Below are 16,569 nucleotides of genomic sequence, written 5' to 3'. Positions count from 1 at the left end.
TCGGTTAGTTGTGTGCCACTAGATGATTAGCTGCACCTGGTTTTTAGCCGTATGGAATTATAAATAACCTAAACTCCGGCTCGGCTCGTTCGCTTCACTTTAATTCACTTCTATCGAAGCGCACAGTTCATTCATGCTTTCAGGTTTCATGTTGTCATGAAGAAATGGGTTTTGTGTAGCAAGCTGTTTTCTTGATGACTCATTATCTGTTGATATGATTTGTTGCATCCAGTCTCGGTAAGATGAGACGCGAGTGTATAGCTCTGTCACGCCATATTCTCCAACATCGTAGAACCACGAATCTGCACGCGAGCTGACACCAAGTAGTACATATTTATCGCCATCTTTAATGTAAGCAGGGCCACCGCTATCGCCATTGCCTGAAACACCTTCAAGTGCTTCACCTTTGGCACCTTTGTCAAACTTATAAACAATATCTGTGTCTGTGGTGCTCACTATTTTATTCTGTGCTTTTCTTAACTTGCCATTGTTTTCTTTATAGCTGATAGTCTGCCCATCTACGCCACTGCCGGTTCCGCCTACACCGATAAACCAAGTTACCATGCCTTGCTCTGTGGTTTCGCTAAACATGTCGGCAGGTTCAATACTGGTTACTTTTGAATCGAGCTTTAGCAAGGCAATATCGTGCTCATCACCTAGTTGATAATCAGGATAACTATATCGGTTGGCAATTGTAACGACTTGATTACCGACTTTGATTTTCTGTCCAGGGTTCATACAAAAGACCGCATGAGCTGCAGTGACCACCCATTCTGGGTGAATAAGCGTACCGTGAACACCAATGTTATAGAGTGTTGCTAACGGCGGGAAATCTTTAGGTTGGGCGTGGTATTTATTATCGGGAACATCATGACGAATAACGATTGCATTGGCTACCGATGCCACCATACTTATCAATAAAGTAACTAATTGAACAATTTTCAAACGAACTCCTTTTGTTTGCTTTCTCGCTATATCAGCTTTTACTAAAGCAACGTTGTAAACAAATTTAAATCAAAAAAATGTAAGAAATTATCAACTTGGCAAAAGTTGAGTAACGCTTATATGGAAAATTACTGGCAGATTTGAAATGAGTAGAAGTTGTTTGCGTCGTTGTTACTTTCAACTTAGTGCGACTGCGCTATCTTGTGCGCTCATCATCGATGGATGCGAACTCGTTTTGGTATCTGGACCCTGTATACCTATGAAAAAGCCCGCTTGCGCGGGCTTGATACGATTAACTATCTAGCGAAGCAATAAGCTAAGCCATTAAACCGATTATTCGTCAGCATCACCTAGGGATAACAGCGTCGCGTTACCGCCAATTGCTGTGATGTTGTTGGTGCGAGTTTTCTCGGTCACAAAGCGGGTGAGGTAGTGCGGGCCGCCAGCCTTAGGACCGGTACCAGACAGGCCTTGACCGCCAAATGGCTGAACGCCAACAACCGCGCCAATCTGGTTGCGATTGATGTAGACGTTACCCACATCTACACGGCGAGCGATGTCTAACGCGTGACCTTCATTACGGCTGTGAATACCTAAAGTTAAGCCAAAGCCCGTGCTGTTGATATCGTCGATGACTTTATCAAGCTCAGACGCTTTGTAGCGAATAACGTGCAAGATAGGGCCAAAGTGTTCTTTTTCTAGCACCTTGATTGAGTCAATCTCAACGGCCGTTGGCGCCACAAAGTGACCATTTTCAGTGCCCTCTGGCAGTTCAAGCTTGTTGATAAGCTTGCCGACCTGGCTAATGTGGTCAATATGCGCGTTTAAGTTTGCAGCAGCAGTCGCGTCAATCACAGGGCCTACGTCGGTTTTGACTGATTGCGGGTTGCCTATGGTTAATTGTTCCATCGCACCTTTCATCACATCAAGTACACGCTCGGCAATATCTTCTTGAATGTACAGCACACGCAGCGCAGAGCAGCGTTGACCGGCACTGGTGAATGATGAGTCGACAATATCTAATACAACTTGCTCAGGTTGAGAGGTTGAGTCAACCACCATGGCATTTTGGCCACCGGTTTCCGCGATTAGCGGAATGATTGCACCATCGCGCTCAGCTAGGGTGCGGTTAATGACTTTAGCAGTGCCGGTAGAGCCGGTGAAACACACGCCAGCAATACGCTCATCGCTAGTGATCTTAGCGCCAACAGTTGCTCCCGTGCCTGGCAGGTATTGCAGAGCTTCAACTGGAATACCTGCTTGGTGAGCCAGTTGCACCGCGCGGTAACCCACAAGACAAGTTTGCTCTGCAGGTTTAGCCACAACCGTGTTACCTGCAGCAAGCGCAGCTGTTACTTGACCTAAGAAGATAGCCAGTGGGAAGTTCCATGGGCTAATACATACGAATACACCACGGCCTTGTACAAATAGCTCGTTCAGTTCACCAGTTGGCCCCGGCATCACCTCTGGTGTCGCCATCATCTTGGTTGCTTGGACTGCGTAATAGCGACAAAAATCGACCGCTTCGCGTACTTCGTCAATACCGTCTTGAATACTCTTACCGGCTTCGCGGGTACAAAGGGCGATAAGCTCTTCGCGATTGTCTTCAAGTAAATCAGCTAGCTTGTTCAATGCAACGGCGCGCTGCTCAACTGGAGTGTGATTCCAGCTTGGGAATGCAGCTTTTGCCGAAGACAATGCAAGCTCAATAGCTTGCTCGTCAGCATGGGTAATATTACCTACAAGCTTAGTCGTGTCGAATGGGCTAAATACTTGCTCTGGCGCGCCGCTCGAAGATAAAGTCTCGCCGTTAACCAGTGGTCCACCTTGCCATTGGGTGCCTGCAAAAGAATCAAGCTTGCTAAAGAAGTCAGTCGATTCAGAGATAATGTTTAGGTTCATGCCTTTTGAGTTTTTGCGCTCGTCACCAAAAATATCATCTGGAAGTACGATTTGACTGTTTGCCAGGGTGCGATACTTCTTCAAAGTCACTAGCGGATGTACTACTAGGCTCTCGATTGGAGTTTTAGGGTCTACTAGCTTATGTACAAACGAGGTGTTAGCACCATTTTCAAGTAGGCGACGTACCAGATATGGCAGTAAGTCTTTGTGAGCACCAATTGGCGCATAAATACGTACTGATTTCGCACCAGCTTCAGCTAGCATAGTGTCGTAAAGCTCTTCGCCCATACCGTGTAGACGCTGGAATTCATAGTTACGACCATTTGCCATGGCGCTAATGCTTGCCACCGTTTGCGCGTTGTGAGTAGCAAACTGCGGGTAGATATTACCTGTGGTTGCATCTGATAGTAGGAAGCGTGCACAAGCCAGATATGAAGCATCGGTACCGGCTTTGCGGGTATACAGCGGGTAGCCGCCTTCGCCAGCTTGCTGTGCCCATTTTAGCTCGCTGTCCCAGTAAGCGCCTTTTACTAGACGTAGTGGGATTTCATCGCCTTGCTCTTTCGCTAAGCGGTTAATCCAGCAAAGCACAGGTAATGCGCGCTTAGAGTAGGCTTGTACTACAAGACCAAGTAAGCCCCAGCCTTTAGCGGCTTCTGAGTTATAGAGTTTTTGGAATAGTTTAAGCGATAGCTCTAGGCGATCCATTTCTTCAGCATCAATTGAGATACCAATATTTAAGCTACGCGCCTGGGTGATAAGCTTAATGACTGAGTCGTAAAGCTCAGTGAGTACGCGCTCTTCATTGGCCACTTCATAACGAGGGTGTAGCGCTGAAAGCTTAATTGAAATAGTTGGGCGCGGAGCTTGTGACTCGTCGTAACTTTGCTCGCCTAGTGCTGCAATGGCGTCTGAGTAATCCGCAAAATACTTTTCAGCATCTTTTGCAGTAAGGGCGGCTTCACCTAGCATGTCGTAGCTGTGGGTATAGCCTAGCTTGCGTTTATCAACGCTGTTTTTTAGGCCTTCTTTAATATCACGTCCAAGAACGAACTGCTTACCCATGATCTTCATTGCCGACAGCATTGCCTGGCGGATCACTGGCTCGCCCATCTTGTTGACCAAACGATTTAGTAGGTTGCTTGGTTTGCCATCAACCTTGCGGTCTAGCTTTACGATTTTACCGGTAAGCATTAAACCCCAGGTTGAGGCGTTGACTAATACAGAGCCACTTTTGTTTAAATGCTCGTCCCACTTAGCGCCAGACAGCTTGTCTTCAATGAGCGCGTCAGCGGTTTCTGAATCAGGGATGCGAAGTAGGGCTTCAGCCAGACACATTAAAATAATGCCTTCTTGCGTCTCTAGGCTGTATTGCTGCAAAAACGCGTCAATACCGACCATTAGCCCTTTTTTCTCGTACTGACGAACCTTGTTGACCAGAGAATGGGCATGGTCGGTTACCTGACGAATGTCTTCATCAGACGATGGGATAAGTTTGATTAACTCTGATAAGTATTGCTCTTCGTCAACAATATAGTTGTCGGTGATGGCTTGAAACAGGGTATCGAGAGTGGCGTCATCGTAATGTCCGCCTAAAACAGCGCTCGCTTTAAACATATTTATGCTTCCATCTAGGTCCGTTGAGGTAGTTGTAGCCACATTGTATTTATGAGTTATCCCTCTATTAGGATTTTATTTTGTATACAATGTACGATTTTGCTGCGCAGAGTATACATAAAAATGTGACCTTGAACACCCTTGTGTTTAACTTGTGATATGTGTTGCAAAATGTAGTCGATTAATCGTGATTTCGGTACTGGCAAAAAGTTGTATGTGATGACTGTTTTAGCCCAGCGTGCAAGGCGATGAAATGTTTAGTTAAGTACAATTAATCCAGTTGGTTAGTGGAGTGATTTTCTTGGATGATTGCAGGATAGTTTTAGCGAGAAATAGTGAGTGGATTTTATGGTCTGTCCAGTGAATGAGATGTGTCGTTTAACTGTTATTTCGCAGCAGGTGCTGGCTAATAATTGAAATAAAATCTTGAGGCAAAAAACAAGAGCCAGCATTAATGCTGGCTCTTATCATTGAATAGTCTACTTCTGGTAAAGATTAAGAGTTACCAACGCTCTTTACGGCGACGCTGCGGGCGAGGTAGATAAACCAGAATAATACCAATAAGCGCACCAATACCGGCGATCATGCCGCCTTCTTGCCACATGTGATAACGCTTGTTATCAATCGCTTCTTTCACTTGAGCCTGAGCTGTATCACGCTCGGCTTCCACTTCAGCCAGCTTTGCTTTTAATGTGCGTACTTCGCTGTTAGCTGTTTTTAGCTGCTCAGACATACTGGTGTTGTCGTTGGTAAAGCTAGCCAGTTGCTGCTTGGTTTGCGCTAATTCAGCCTCAACTTTAGGCAGACGCTCACGAAAACTTGGCTCAGCGCTTAAGCTGTCGGTTTTTACCCAACCTTCACGGTCTTTATGATCAACAATCTGCGTGAACTCACCGTCGGTTTTACCGGTAGCAGTGATCGGCTGACCCGCTTCAATACTGCCTAAGATACGGTATTGGGTACCTGGACCGCCGTGAATATAGATAAATACATCGTCAGACACATATTGAGTTTGCGCGACACTAGCAAATGAAATAAAGAAAAAACTGAGCAGAGAAAGGATTCTAAACACGGGAAACACCTTTACCTAATAACGTGCTGTCATGCTATTTATTTAAGGCCCTGAATGCAAGAAGGAAGTCATAAGACTTCCTTCTTAAATCGCATTTTTTAGCATGCTAACCCATCTGGTTAGCGCTGCTTAGATTGGCTTAGCCAAAGATGCCTTTAATCGTGAAGAAGAACAAGATTGAAAGTGCAGCACCTGCAGGCAGTGTAACAACCCAAGAAACCACGATGTTACGTACTACGCTTAGGTTAATTGCCGCGATACCACGCGCCATACCCACACCTAATACCGCACCCACTAGGGTTTGAGTGGTAGAGATTGGTAGACCAGTACCCGAAGCAATTACTACTGTTGATGCGGCTGCAAGCTCTGCTGCAAAACCACGGCTAGGGGTTAAGTGAGTGATGTTTTTACCAATGGTTTTCATCACGCGCTTACCAAAGATGGCTAGACCCATTACGATACCAGTCGCACCTAGCGGTAGAATCCACCATGCTAGTACTGCTTTCTTACCGATTTCACCGCCGCTTTCAACAACAGAAACAACTGCCGCTAGTGGACCAATCGCGTTAGCTACGTCGTTCGAGCCGTGGGCGAATGCCATACAACAAGCGGTAACAACCATTAAGATTGCGAATACTTTTTCAACGTTGCCGAATTGAGTTTTGCTGTCTGCACTGGTGTCCATTTTTAGACGTGCGATAGCGACTTTACCAAAAATACCAACGGCGATAGCAACCGCTACAGCCAAGCCATAAGCTTCAACAGTAGAGAAGTGTAGACCTACGTGTTTTAGACCTTTGGTAATAGTCACAAGTGACATAACAAAGCCCGCTAAAGCCATATAGAAAGGCACGTAACGCTTAGCGTTATTTAGTGGGTTGTCGGTGTCGAAAATTAGCTTTTGTACACTTTGGAAAATTAGGAAAGCAATAAAGCCTGAGATAGCTGGTGTGACGACCCAAGAGCCAACAATACCTGCAACCTTACCCCATGCTACAGCATCAGTACCTACACCCACAGCGGCGAAACCAACGATTGCACCAATGATTGAGTGAGTGGTTGATACCGGCCAGCCTAGTGCTGATGCCACAACTAGCCAGATACCTGCAGCAAGCAGCGCAGCAATCATACCGTAAACCAGTAGTTCTGGTGTTGCGGTAAAGTAGCTCGCATCAATAATGCCTTTACGAATCGTGCTGGTTACTTCGCCACCGGCTAGGTAAGCACCACAGAATTCGAAAATCATCGCGATGATGATTGCTTGTTTAATAGTGATGGCGTTTGAGCCCACAGAGGTGCCCATTGCATTTGCAACGTCGTTTGCACCAATACCCCATGCCATTAGAAAGCCGAATGCGGCTGCAATAGCAATCAGCATAGGGCCGTTTGCAACTAATACATCTACCATGTCGTTATCCTTGATAACCTTTGATTATATTTGTTTCGAGTAATAATCGTATTGATTAGTGACGAGCTAGCATTAACTCTAGTCGCGAACCAACACGTTCTGCTAGGTCGGCAAGTCCGCCAACCCATTCGATAATTTTGTACATAAACATCACATCAACAGGATTCAACTCACCTTCAACGGCAAGTAGCTGACGACGTACTTGAATTTGTAAGTCATCTGAATCTTCTTCAATGGAGTCTAGTTTGGTGATCATATTGGCAACTAACTCAACTTCGCGACCACGGAAACCCGTTTCGAGCAGATCGTCAAGTTCGTTGATAGCTTGCTTAGCAAGTGCTACGGCATCCAAACAACGCTTTAGGTAGGCACTAAAAGTTGCTTGAACCGGTTGAGGGAAGACTAATTGACGGCCAATGATGCGGCCTGAAATGTCTTTAGCTTTATTGGCGATTTTGTCTTGCTGAGTTAATAACTCAAGTAAGTCAGTACGCTCAACAGGCATGAACACACCACCTGGAAGGGTTAAGCGAATTTCACGTTTAAGGGCGTCAGCGTCTTTCTCAAGCATACTAATTTGCTTGCGAATAGATACAGCTTTGTCCCAGTCACCTTCAATGGTGGCTTCGAAAAATGGTACGAGTAATGACGCGCACTCGTCTACTTTGTCGATATGTTGTTCTAAAGGCTTAAGAGGTGATTTTGCAAACACACCTAAAATAGAGTTTACTGGCATTGCCGTTTACCTATTTAATTAGTTCCGGTTTGGAAAAAAAGCGGGCGCATGTTACCTCAAGCGACCGCATAATGAAACTGCATTATAGGCTATTTGCCTGTGCAGCTTTTAATCAATTTTTAGCTCGGCGATTATATCTGATTCGAGCGAGGCAATCCTAAGTTATTTTGATTACAGAATTGTGACAGTGTGAACTTATTATGACACTCGGATGAATCTTTGGTGATAATTTTAATGAGAGAACAATGGACTCTGAGATAGAACTGAAACTGTTTCTTCCTGCTCAACTAGCTGATTTGTTAGTGGAAGTATTGAATGCTTACCCAGGTGCTACGCCTCAGGCAACTCACCTGCTCATCAATAAGTACTACGACACCCCTGAGCTTGTTTTACGTGCGCAACACATGGGGTTGAGGGTGAGAAAGCGCGATGATTACAAAGAACAAACAATCAAGACCGCTGGAAAAGTGGTCGGTGGAATCCATTCTCGTCCTGAATATAATGTCGAAATAAACGCCAATCGACCTGATTTGAGCTTATTTCCAGCTGAAATTTGGCCACAAGGCTTCGATCTTAATACGGTAAACGAACAGCTTGAGTGTGTTTTTGAGACAAATTTCACGCGTCGAAGCTGGCATATCTATATAGAACAGAGCTTAGTTGAAATTGCCTTTGACACAGGGCATGTGATTGCAGGCGATCTGCAAGACCCTATTTGCGAGTTAGAGCTTGAATTGCTTGCTGGTGATGCTTCAGCATTATTATTGCTTGCTACTGAAATTGCCAAGAAGGTGCCTATGCGCCTTGGTAAAGCCAGTAAAGCCCAGCGTGGATACTTGCTTGCCGGTAAGATGCACCCACAACCGCTAGAAGATTTGCAATATATCCGTCTGCCTACAGACAAGAGTCTGCAAAATACCTTGATTGCTTTATTAGAAACCGGTTTAGAGCGTTGGCAGCTAATAGAAAGCGCACTTATCGATAGCACAGATATCGACCAGCAAGCCATGCTTTGGGCACAATTACGCGCAGCAGTGCGAGCACTGCGAATGACGTTAAATCAGTTCGGTATTTTAGGGCAGCATGTGGCTGATTGGTTTGAGCAGCTCGAAACCAAGCTTGATTTTATCTCGGCACTTGAAGCGCACTGCCTATTACTTGCCGACGATGGCAACTTATTAGTTAAAGCCCCAGATGCTGAGTTATTGCTTGAGCAAATTCATCAAGATATGCGCGCCAATGAGTACGAGCAAAAGCTGTATCAGCTTTGGCAGCAACCTGAGTACGGCCAGTTGCAATTGGCGTTAGTCGACTTATTGCTGAAAACGGAGAAGGGTCAACATCAATTAGTGGACTACCCTGAGCTTGAGCTGTTTGCTAATCACTTGCAGCAGGATTCGTGGAAGCGAATTTTAGAATTAATGCCACAGCAGCTTGATATGAATAGTCTAGATTACCGCTCGGTTGCCCAAGCATTAGATGAAAGCATATTAGTGGGCGTGGTCTACGGTGAGTTGTACTTGTCTGCTGAGCGCGAAAGCTTCAGAGCGCCTTGGCAAGATTTAGCACTGGGTATCACCACACTAAATGCTTATCAATGTTTGCGCGAGTTAAGTGAGCGCGCAGGTGTTGATATCAATAGCTGGCTAGAGAATAAAGAGTCTAGCTTGTTGTTCGCGATGGAGCATTCACGTAAAAGTGCATTGAAAGTGAAACCATATTGGTAGGCTTTTGATTGTAATAACCTGCTATGTTGACCTCCAAAGAGTTCAAATCAACAGTTGGTTCAACTTAACAGTTGGCTCAAATTAACAATGCGACTTCAATTGAAGTCGCATTTTTTGTGGCCGCTTTGAAACTGTCCGCTTTGAAACTGAGCGCTCGGAAACAGAGTGCTAAGTGATTTGACCTACTCTAAATGTACGTATTTAGAGAAAAACACTCAAAGTAAGAATAATACTCATAATTTATGTGGCTATATAAGCGGTAATTAATTTGCGAATAGTATGGATTCTCATTTGTATTTGTGTATCATGATTGCAAATGTTGTTGCCGATAGGTTGCAACTCTTAAGTAGCGTGTTACAAGGATCTTCTCATGCAATTGAAAAAAACCGTTCTAGCGTCAACTATCGCTTTATCTTTAGGCTTACTAACCGCTTGTGGTGGTTCAGATTCTTCTGACCCAGCACCAGTTACACCGACTAACTCAGCGCCAACAGACATTACTTTGTCGAATGCAACTGTGGATGAAAACACAGCTGGTGCCATGGTAGGTGATTTAAGCGCAACTGATGCTGATAGCGGCGATAGCCACACATTTACTGTGGCAGGTGACGTGTTTGCTGTAGACGGTAACAAGCTGATGCTAGCAGAAGGCGTGATGTTAGATGCAGATAGTGCTGATAGCCTTGAGCTAACTGTTGCGGTAACTACAACCGACAGCGAAGGTGCGACTTACACTAAAGACCTAACCGTGACGTTAGTGGACATCATGGACCGTTACACGTTCGACAGTAAGTTAAATGATGGTGAGTCTAGCGTATCGTACACAGGTCAAACTGCTCGTCACATTTTAATTGCTGAGCTAAATAGCTACATTACAAATACTCTAGAGTCTGACGTTGATAACAATGTTGTGACTACCAAAGATGAAGTGCTTGCTAAGTTAAACTACTTCTTCAACCCAGATGAAACCACTGAATACCCAGACTTACCAATTACCTTTATCGAAAACTCTAAAGATGGCCTATTAAGTGGTATTACAGGTTACAAGAGCATCGCTCAGAAAGTTGCTGGTGAAGACGCGGCTGGTCAACACGAAGACTGGAACAATGGCGCATTTGCTGGTTGGGGCGCAAAAGGCTCAACTACGCCAACAGGCTTAATTAACACTTTATTTGATCGCCTTGCTGACAACGCCGTTGCCAAGATCAATGGTCAAGTACGTCAAGACGTATTAGGCAACGACATTACTAAAATCTACGTTGACGAAGATGGCGTAGATTTAGCGCAAATGATCCAAAAGTTCATCCTAATGTCAGTGACTTACTCTCAGTCTGCTGATGATTACCTAGGTGTTGATTATGAAGGTAAAGGTTTAACGACTGATAACATCAACCCAGCTAAAGACGGTGCGGCATACACTAACTTAGAGCATCAATTTGATGAAGGCTTTGGTTACTTCGGCGCAGCGGCTAACTACTTAGAGTACTCAGACGTAGAAATCGCTGGCAAGGTATCTGACGATGCAGGCCGTGCTGATTGGAATGGTTCACACGATACCGATGGCGACGGCAAAATTGACCTTCGTAGCGAGTACAACTTTGGTCAGTCAGTGAATGCTGCAAAGCGTGACCTAGGCACAGCTGACAACAGCATGCCAACCGATTACACCAAGCAAGCAATGGAAGCATTTATCGCAGGTCGTAAACTGATTAACGACAACGTGGGTAGTGCACTAACAGATGCGCAAATGGATGAGCTTGAAACTCACGCTAAAGATGCTTTAGCGGCTTGGGAATTAGCAATTGTGGCCACAGTTGTTCACTACATCAACGACACAACAGCTGATCTTGCACCGCTTGCAACGGGCGGCACAGCGGCTGACTTCAACTATGAAAACCTAGCTAAGCACTACTCAGAAATGAAAGGTTTTGCATTAGGTCTGCAGTTTAGTGAGTACAGCATGATTTCAGATAGCGACTTTGAAATGCTGCATCAGTATATGGGTGACGCTCCTGAACTGACTGGTGATGTTGACGCATACATTGCTGATTTAGCTAAAGCGCGCGACATTTTACAAGCAAGCTACAGCCTAAATGCTGAGAATGTTAGCAACTGGTAATTCAGTTAAACGAACTACCTCATAAAGAGGAAAGCTTGGCACTTTAGGGTGCCGAGCTTTTGTTGTTTTTATACCAGTCAGGATAAATAAGTGAGCAGAGGTTACGCAGAGAAAATTGCTTAGAACAAGGCAGAAATTGCAGCGAGCTAGTGGTTCTAGCTTCAAAATTTCTAACGCAGTTATAAGCGGTTTTAGCCAGTAAGAATGTTCATCTACTTGTGCTGATTGGTATTATACAAGGGAATTTTATGCAATATCGTACTGTATTATCGAGCCTATTTTTGGCGATGACAGCCGCGCTTGCTACAGGCTGCGGAGAGAGCACTAGCAGCGAAGTTGGCCCAGATTATGGCAATGGTGGTGACACCACAGGTGACTTTGATCAGGCGGCACTGGTTGCCAATATTGTTGATGGTGTTATTACCCCAACTTTCGAGCAACTCGCTCAAGTAAGTAGCACGCAGCAGCAACAACTTAGTGCTATGTGTAGCGCTGAGTCTGCTTTTCAGCAAGGAAATGTGGATCAAAACGCTTATGACCAGGCGGTAGCTTCTGCTAAACAAAGCTGGCGCGATGCAATGACGCAATGGCAGCGTGTTGAACTCATGCAAATTGGCCCGCTTCTGGCTAATGACGGTGCGTTAAGAAACAAGATTTACTCTTGGCCAGTAAAGAGTAGCTGCGGCGTAGACCTAGACGTGGTGTCGTTTGAAAAAGGCGATATTAATGGCGTGCCTTATGACATTGCTACGCGCACACCCGCTCGTAAAGGCATGTTAGCGCTTGAGCATCTGCTATTTAGCCAAAGCCTTGAACATACTTGTACAGGCTCAGTTGTGCCTGATGGTTGGGATAATCGCACCGATGACTCGCGCCGCATTGCTCGCTGTGAGTTTGCTGTTGAAGTGGCAACCGATATTAATAACAACGCCAACGAGTTAGTCAGTGAATGGACGGCATCTGACGGCTACGCTGCCAAATTAAAACAAGCTGGCACAGCAGGCAGTGAGTTTGAAACTGTGCATGCAGCGGTAAATAAGCTAAGTGATGCTTTGTTTTATATTGATAGCGTGACCAAAGATGCCAAGTTAGCAACGCCACTTGGGCAATTTGCTAACTCATGCGGCACAAGCGTGTGTGTTGAAGATGTTGAGTCGCCAATTGCAATGCACTCAATTGAAAATATCGTTAGCAACCTGCAAGCATTAAAAGCACTTTATCAAGGTGATGAGGGCATCGGCTTTGACGATTACCTGATTGACGAAGATGCTCAGGAAACCGCTGACAAGATCACTGCAGCAATAGATGCCGCAATAGCTGATGCCAGTGCTTATCAAGCATCGCTTTCGCAAACCTTAACCGATAACGAGCAGCAAGTTATCACCACACACGGTGAGGTTAAAGCCGTTACTGACCAGTTAAAGTCAGACTTTATCAATACTCTGGCGTTAGAGCTGCCACAAACTTCAGCAGGAGATAACGACTAATGTTGACCTTAAATAAAAAGTTATCACTGGCTGTCGCCATTCAAGCAGCGCTGTTTGGCTCTGTGTATGCACTGCCGGCATACTCTCAGACCACTGACACTCCAAATGTAGAGCAAAGCGCCAGTGCCCAAGGTACTAGTGAAGAGCAGGCAAGTGAGCAAGCGACGGTAAACGATGCTTACATCGAGAAAATGCAAATTGTAGGGCGTAAACAGGGCATCAGCCGTGAGTCAGGCTCTGCAACTTTGATTGATGAACTCGAGTTAGAAAAGTTCAAGTTCGATGATATCAACCGCATTTTGTATCAAATGCCTGGTGTGAATATCCGTGAAGAAGACGGTTATGGCCTGCGCCCTAATATTGGTTTTCGCGGTGCAACACCTGAGCGCAGTAAAAAGATTAACATCATGGAAGACGGTGTGCTGATTGGCCCAGCTCCTTATTCGGCGGCGTCAGCCTACTACTTCCCTATGATGAGCAAGATGACCTCAATCGAGGTATTCAAAGGTCCAGCTGGTATTAAATACGGCCCCAATACGGTGGCGGGTTCGCTGAATATGGTGACTCGCGCAGTACCGCAAGTCAGCGAAGGCATGATAGACGTTGCTGTGGGAACTGATGGTTATCAAAAAGCTCACGGCCATTATGGTAATACCATCGACAACTTTGGCTTTTTAGTTGAAGCAGCTCATGTGCGCGCTGATGGCTTTAAGCAGCTAGATAATGGCGGTGATACCGGTTTTGAAAAATCAGATGTGATGGCAAAGCTGCGTTATGACCTAGCGGGTAAGCGTTTTGATCAAGTATTTGAGTTAAAACTGGCTTATGCCAATGAAACCTCAAATGAAACTTACCTTGGTTTAACCGATGCTGACTTTAACGCGAATCCTAATCGCCGTTATGTGGCGAGTAGCCTTGATAAAATGGATTGGACTCACAGTCAGTTCCAATTAAGTCATTTTATTAGTGGTGATGATTTTGAGGTGATCACTCGCGCCTATCGCCACAATTTTGACCGCTCTTGGTTCAAAATTAATGGCTTTAAAGGCGGTGCACCGGTTGTGACGCGCTCACTGCAGGAGATCCTAGCCAACCCTGACGCAGATGAAGTTAACCAAAGTTACTATCAGATCCTAACGGGTCGCCAAGATAGTGTTGCCGAGTATGAAAAGCTGATTCTAGGTGATAATGACCGCAGCTATTACTCACAAGGTATCCAGTCTGATTTAAGCTTTGATCTCGACTGGTTTGATATTAAGCATAATGTTGATTTGGGCGTGCGTTTTCATCAAGACCAAATTGAGCGTAACCACACCACTGATAGTTTTGTGATGCAATCAGCCAAGCTTGTGAGTGATGGTAATCCGACGCAGGCCGCAACCACAGATCGCGAGAAAACCAGTGCTGTCTCTATTTACGCTAAAGACACTATGACCTTTGGTGATCTTGACGTGACAGCGGGTATTCGTGGTGAGTTTATTGAGTCTGAATATCAAAATCGCGCGCCTGGTAAAGAGGGCGATTACCTTGATAAATCGACCCGTATCTGGCTGCCGAGCTTAAGCCTATACTATGCATTAAATGACAACGCTGGTTTACTTTTTGGTGTGCATGAAGGCTTCTTGCCGACTAGCCCAAAGCAAGATCCAAGCATTGAAACCGAAAGCAGCATTAACTACGAGTTTGGCGGTCGCTTTAACAATGGTGACGTGAGTGTTGAGCTAGTGGGCTTTTTCAACGATATCAGCAATCTAAAAGAGGGCTGTCAGTTCTCTAGTTGTGGTAGCGACGATGACACTGAATTTAATGGCGGTGAAGTTGATATTTTAGGTTTAGAGCTAACCTCAAGCTATACCCTAGCATTAACTGATGATATCGATGTGCCTGTGTCGTTGTCATACACCCATACTCAGTCAGAATTTAAAACCAGTTTTGACTCGGGTTTTGATATGTGGGGGAGTGTGACCGCGGGCGATAAACTGCCATACCTGCCAGAAAATCAGGCGTCACTTGGCTTAGGTCTGCAAGCACAATCTTGGGATGTAAACTTGGTTGTGCGCTATGTTGGCGAGATGCTAGAAGCTTCGGGTGAAGGCGTGGTGTTATCAGGCGTTAAAACCAAGGCGTTGACTACACTGGATATGTCGGCAAGTTATGACTTTGACACCTTTGGTAAGGTGTATTTAAAGGCGGACAACGTGCTCGATAACCAAGAAATTGTTAGTCGTCGCCCTTATGGTGCACGCCCTAGTAAGCCGCAGCAGTTTCAGCTAGGTTATCAGTACCAGTTCTAACCGCTGATGATAAAGCTGACTGCTTTTTATGTGTGTTAATAAGCAGTCAGCCTGTTTTAGTTGTCGTAGGGAAATCGTTGTAGGAGAACCCCTTGTCTGCTGTTGATGTGTTATCCATAACTGCTGATGTGTTAGTGGGCGTTTTATCTGCAGGTGTTGCTGAGCTTGGTCAGCTTGTCAGTTACCCATTTGATGCCAATAAGCGCATTTACATAGGGTATTTGCTGGGTGCTGTGCTACTTGCTTTACCTGTGTATTGGCATGCTGCTAATTCATCAGTGCAAACTGATTCAACAGGTCAGACTAATTCAACAGACAAGCCTAGGCCTGCAAAATCATTTAAGGGCTTGCTAGGCTTTTTATTCCCTAAACACATCTATTTGGCTAAATCTGCTCGCCATGATTACTGGTTGTTGGTGTTTAATAAGCTGATTAAGGCCGCGATATTTGCGCCTCTCATTGTCACTATGGTGCCGATTGCTTTATCTGTAAGTGATGGTCTTGAGTGGCTGTTTGGCGTAATAGAGCCCGTTAGCAACAATGCGGTTTTGGTTATGGCAATCTTCACCGTATTGTTATTTTTATTAGATGACTTTAGCCGCTACTTACTACATCTGGCGCTACACAAAATCCCTTTTCTGTGGCCAATACACGCGGTGCATCATAGTGCTAGCGTTTTAACACCATTTACTATTTATCGCTCTCACCCCATAGAGAGTTATTTTTATGCCTGTCGCATGGCGCTAGCACAAGGTACAGCAGTGGGCATTGGTTACTACCTTTTTGGTCCTAATTTAAAAATGTACGATGTACTTGGCGCTAATGTATTTGTGTTTTTGTTCAATGTGTTTGGTTCTAACTTACGTCATAGTCACATTTGGTTAAGTTGGGGCGATAGACTTGAAGGTTGGTTAATCAGCCCTGCGCAACATCAAATTCATCACAGTAAAGCGCTAGCTCACAGAGACAAGAATTTAGGCAGCGCTCTAGCCATATGGGATCGCGCTTTTGGCTCGTTAGTGTGGGCAAGTGAAGTGCCGTCAAAGCAACTCGATATTGGCGTGAGCTACAAAGTGGGGCATGACAGCCTTACTGGCATTTACATCAATCCGTTTAAGCAATCGTTCGCCGTGATAACTGCTACGCTGAAACGCTATGCAGCACGATTAAAGCAACGTTCGCACTCCTAACTTCCTAATAGCCTTTATCCAAGTCATCGGGTGAGTGATTTGCTAAAGTTACAGTAAACTGCAAGGCTATTG

General features: G+C 45.1%; 10 protein-coding genes. 5 read left to right on the top strand and 5 right to left on the bottom strand.

Features of this window, described 5'->3' with window-relative positions:
* Positions 1–99: 99 nt before the first annotated feature.
* The 5 genes from EXU30_RS07485 to EXU30_RS07465 all read right to left on the bottom strand — a co-directional run bounded on the left by EXU30_RS07485 (position 100) and on the right by EXU30_RS07465 (position 7,680).
* Positions 100–945: a S1 family peptidase gene (locus tag EXU30_RS07485; RefSeq protein ID WP_242620346.1), complete on the bottom strand. Its 846-nt coding sequence runs from the start codon at positions 943–945 to the stop codon at positions 100–102.
* 333 nt (positions 946–1,278) lie between these two features.
* Positions 1,279–4,464: a bifunctional proline dehydrogenase/L-glutamate gamma-semialdehyde dehydrogenase PutA gene (putA, locus tag EXU30_RS07480; RefSeq protein ID WP_130598798.1), complete on the bottom strand. Its 3,186-nt coding sequence runs from the start codon at positions 4,462–4,464 to the stop codon at positions 1,279–1,281.
* Positions 4,465–4,966: 502 nt separating this feature from the next.
* A complete protein-coding gene (locus tag EXU30_RS07475; RefSeq protein WP_130598796.1) occupies positions 4,967–5,536 on the bottom strand; it encodes a TIGR04211 family SH3 domain-containing protein in 570 nt (189 codons plus the stop codon).
* A gap of 139 nt (positions 5,537–5,675) precedes the next feature.
* Positions 5,676–6,944 carry an inorganic phosphate transporter gene (locus EXU30_RS07470; protein ID WP_130598794.1) on the bottom strand — a complete coding sequence of 423 codons (1,269 nt, stop codon included), beginning with the start codon at positions 6,942–6,944 and terminating at the stop codon, positions 5,676–5,678.
* Between the two features lie 55 nt (positions 6,945–6,999).
* Complete coding sequence (locus tag EXU30_RS07465; RefSeq protein ID WP_130598792.1) at positions 7,000–7,680, bottom strand: TIGR00153 family protein; 681 nt, start codon at positions 7,678–7,680, stop codon at positions 7,000–7,002.
* Positions 7,681–7,925: 245 nt separating this feature from the next.
* Here EXU30_RS07465 and EXU30_RS07460 point away from each other — a divergent pair, with 245 nt between their 5' ends.
* The 5 genes from EXU30_RS07460 (at position 7,926) to EXU30_RS07440 (ending at position 16,497) form a co-directional block, all read left to right on the top strand.
* Positions 7,926–9,407 carry a CYTH domain-containing protein gene (locus EXU30_RS07460; protein WP_130598790.1) on the top strand — a complete coding sequence of 494 codons (1,482 nt, stop codon included), beginning with the start codon at positions 7,926–7,928 and terminating at the stop codon, positions 9,405–9,407.
* Between the two features lie 370 nt (positions 9,408–9,777).
* Positions 9,778–11,526 (top strand): DUF4856 domain-containing protein, encoded by a 1,749-nt coding sequence (locus EXU30_RS07455; RefSeq protein ID WP_130598788.1) that lies wholly within the window; start codon positions 9,778–9,780, stop codon positions 11,524–11,526.
* 248 nt (positions 11,527–11,774) lie between these two features.
* Positions 11,775–13,013, top strand: a complete 1,239-nt coding sequence (locus EXU30_RS07450) for an imelysin family protein (RefSeq protein WP_130598786.1) — start codon at positions 11,775–11,777, stop codon at positions 13,011–13,013.
* Positions 13,013–15,307 carry a TonB-dependent receptor family protein gene (locus tag EXU30_RS07445; RefSeq protein ID WP_130598784.1) on the top strand — a complete coding sequence of 765 codons (2,295 nt, stop codon included), beginning with the start codon at positions 13,013–13,015 and terminating at the stop codon, positions 15,305–15,307. Before EXU30_RS07450 ends, EXU30_RS07445 begins: the two co-directional genes overlap by 1 nt.
* A 134-nt stretch (positions 15,308–15,441) precedes the next feature.
* Positions 15,442–16,497: a sterol desaturase family protein gene (locus tag EXU30_RS07440; protein WP_130603325.1), complete on the top strand. Its 1,056-nt coding sequence runs from the start codon at positions 15,442–15,444 to the stop codon at positions 16,495–16,497.
* Positions 16,498–16,569 lie beyond the last annotated feature (72 nt).

Source organism: Shewanella maritima, assembly GCF_004295345.1.
GTDB classification, from domain to species: domain Bacteria; phylum Pseudomonadota; class Gammaproteobacteria; order Enterobacterales; family Shewanellaceae; genus Shewanella; species Shewanella maritima.
The sequence above is the reverse complement of the archived record's forward strand: the minus strand, read 5'-3'. Positions and strand labels throughout refer to the sequence as shown.

Coding starts and splice junctions, on each gene's coding strand:
- putA (WP_130598798.1), bottom strand. CDS start 4,464: ATGTTTAAAGCGAGCGCTGTTTTAGGCGGACATTACGATGACGCCACT.
- EXU30_RS07470 (WP_130598794.1), bottom strand. CDS start 6,944: ATGGTAGATGTATTAGTTGCAAACGGCCCTATGCTGATTGCTATTGCA.
- EXU30_RS07465 (WP_130598792.1), bottom strand. CDS start 7,680: ATGCCAGTAAACTCTATTTTAGGTGTGTTTGCAAAATCACCTCTTAAG.
- EXU30_RS07460 (WP_130598790.1), top strand. CDS start 7,926: ATGGACTCTGAGATAGAACTGAAACTGTTTCTTCCTGCTCAACTAGCT.
- EXU30_RS07455 (WP_130598788.1), top strand. CDS start 9,778: ATGCAATTGAAAAAAACCGTTCTAGCGTCAACTATCGCTTTATCTTTA.
- EXU30_RS07450 (WP_130598786.1), top strand. CDS start 11,775: ATGCAATATCGTACTGTATTATCGAGCCTATTTTTGGCGATGACAGCC.
- EXU30_RS07445 (WP_130598784.1), top strand. CDS start 13,013: ATGTTGACCTTAAATAAAAAGTTATCACTGGCTGTCGCCATTCAAGCA.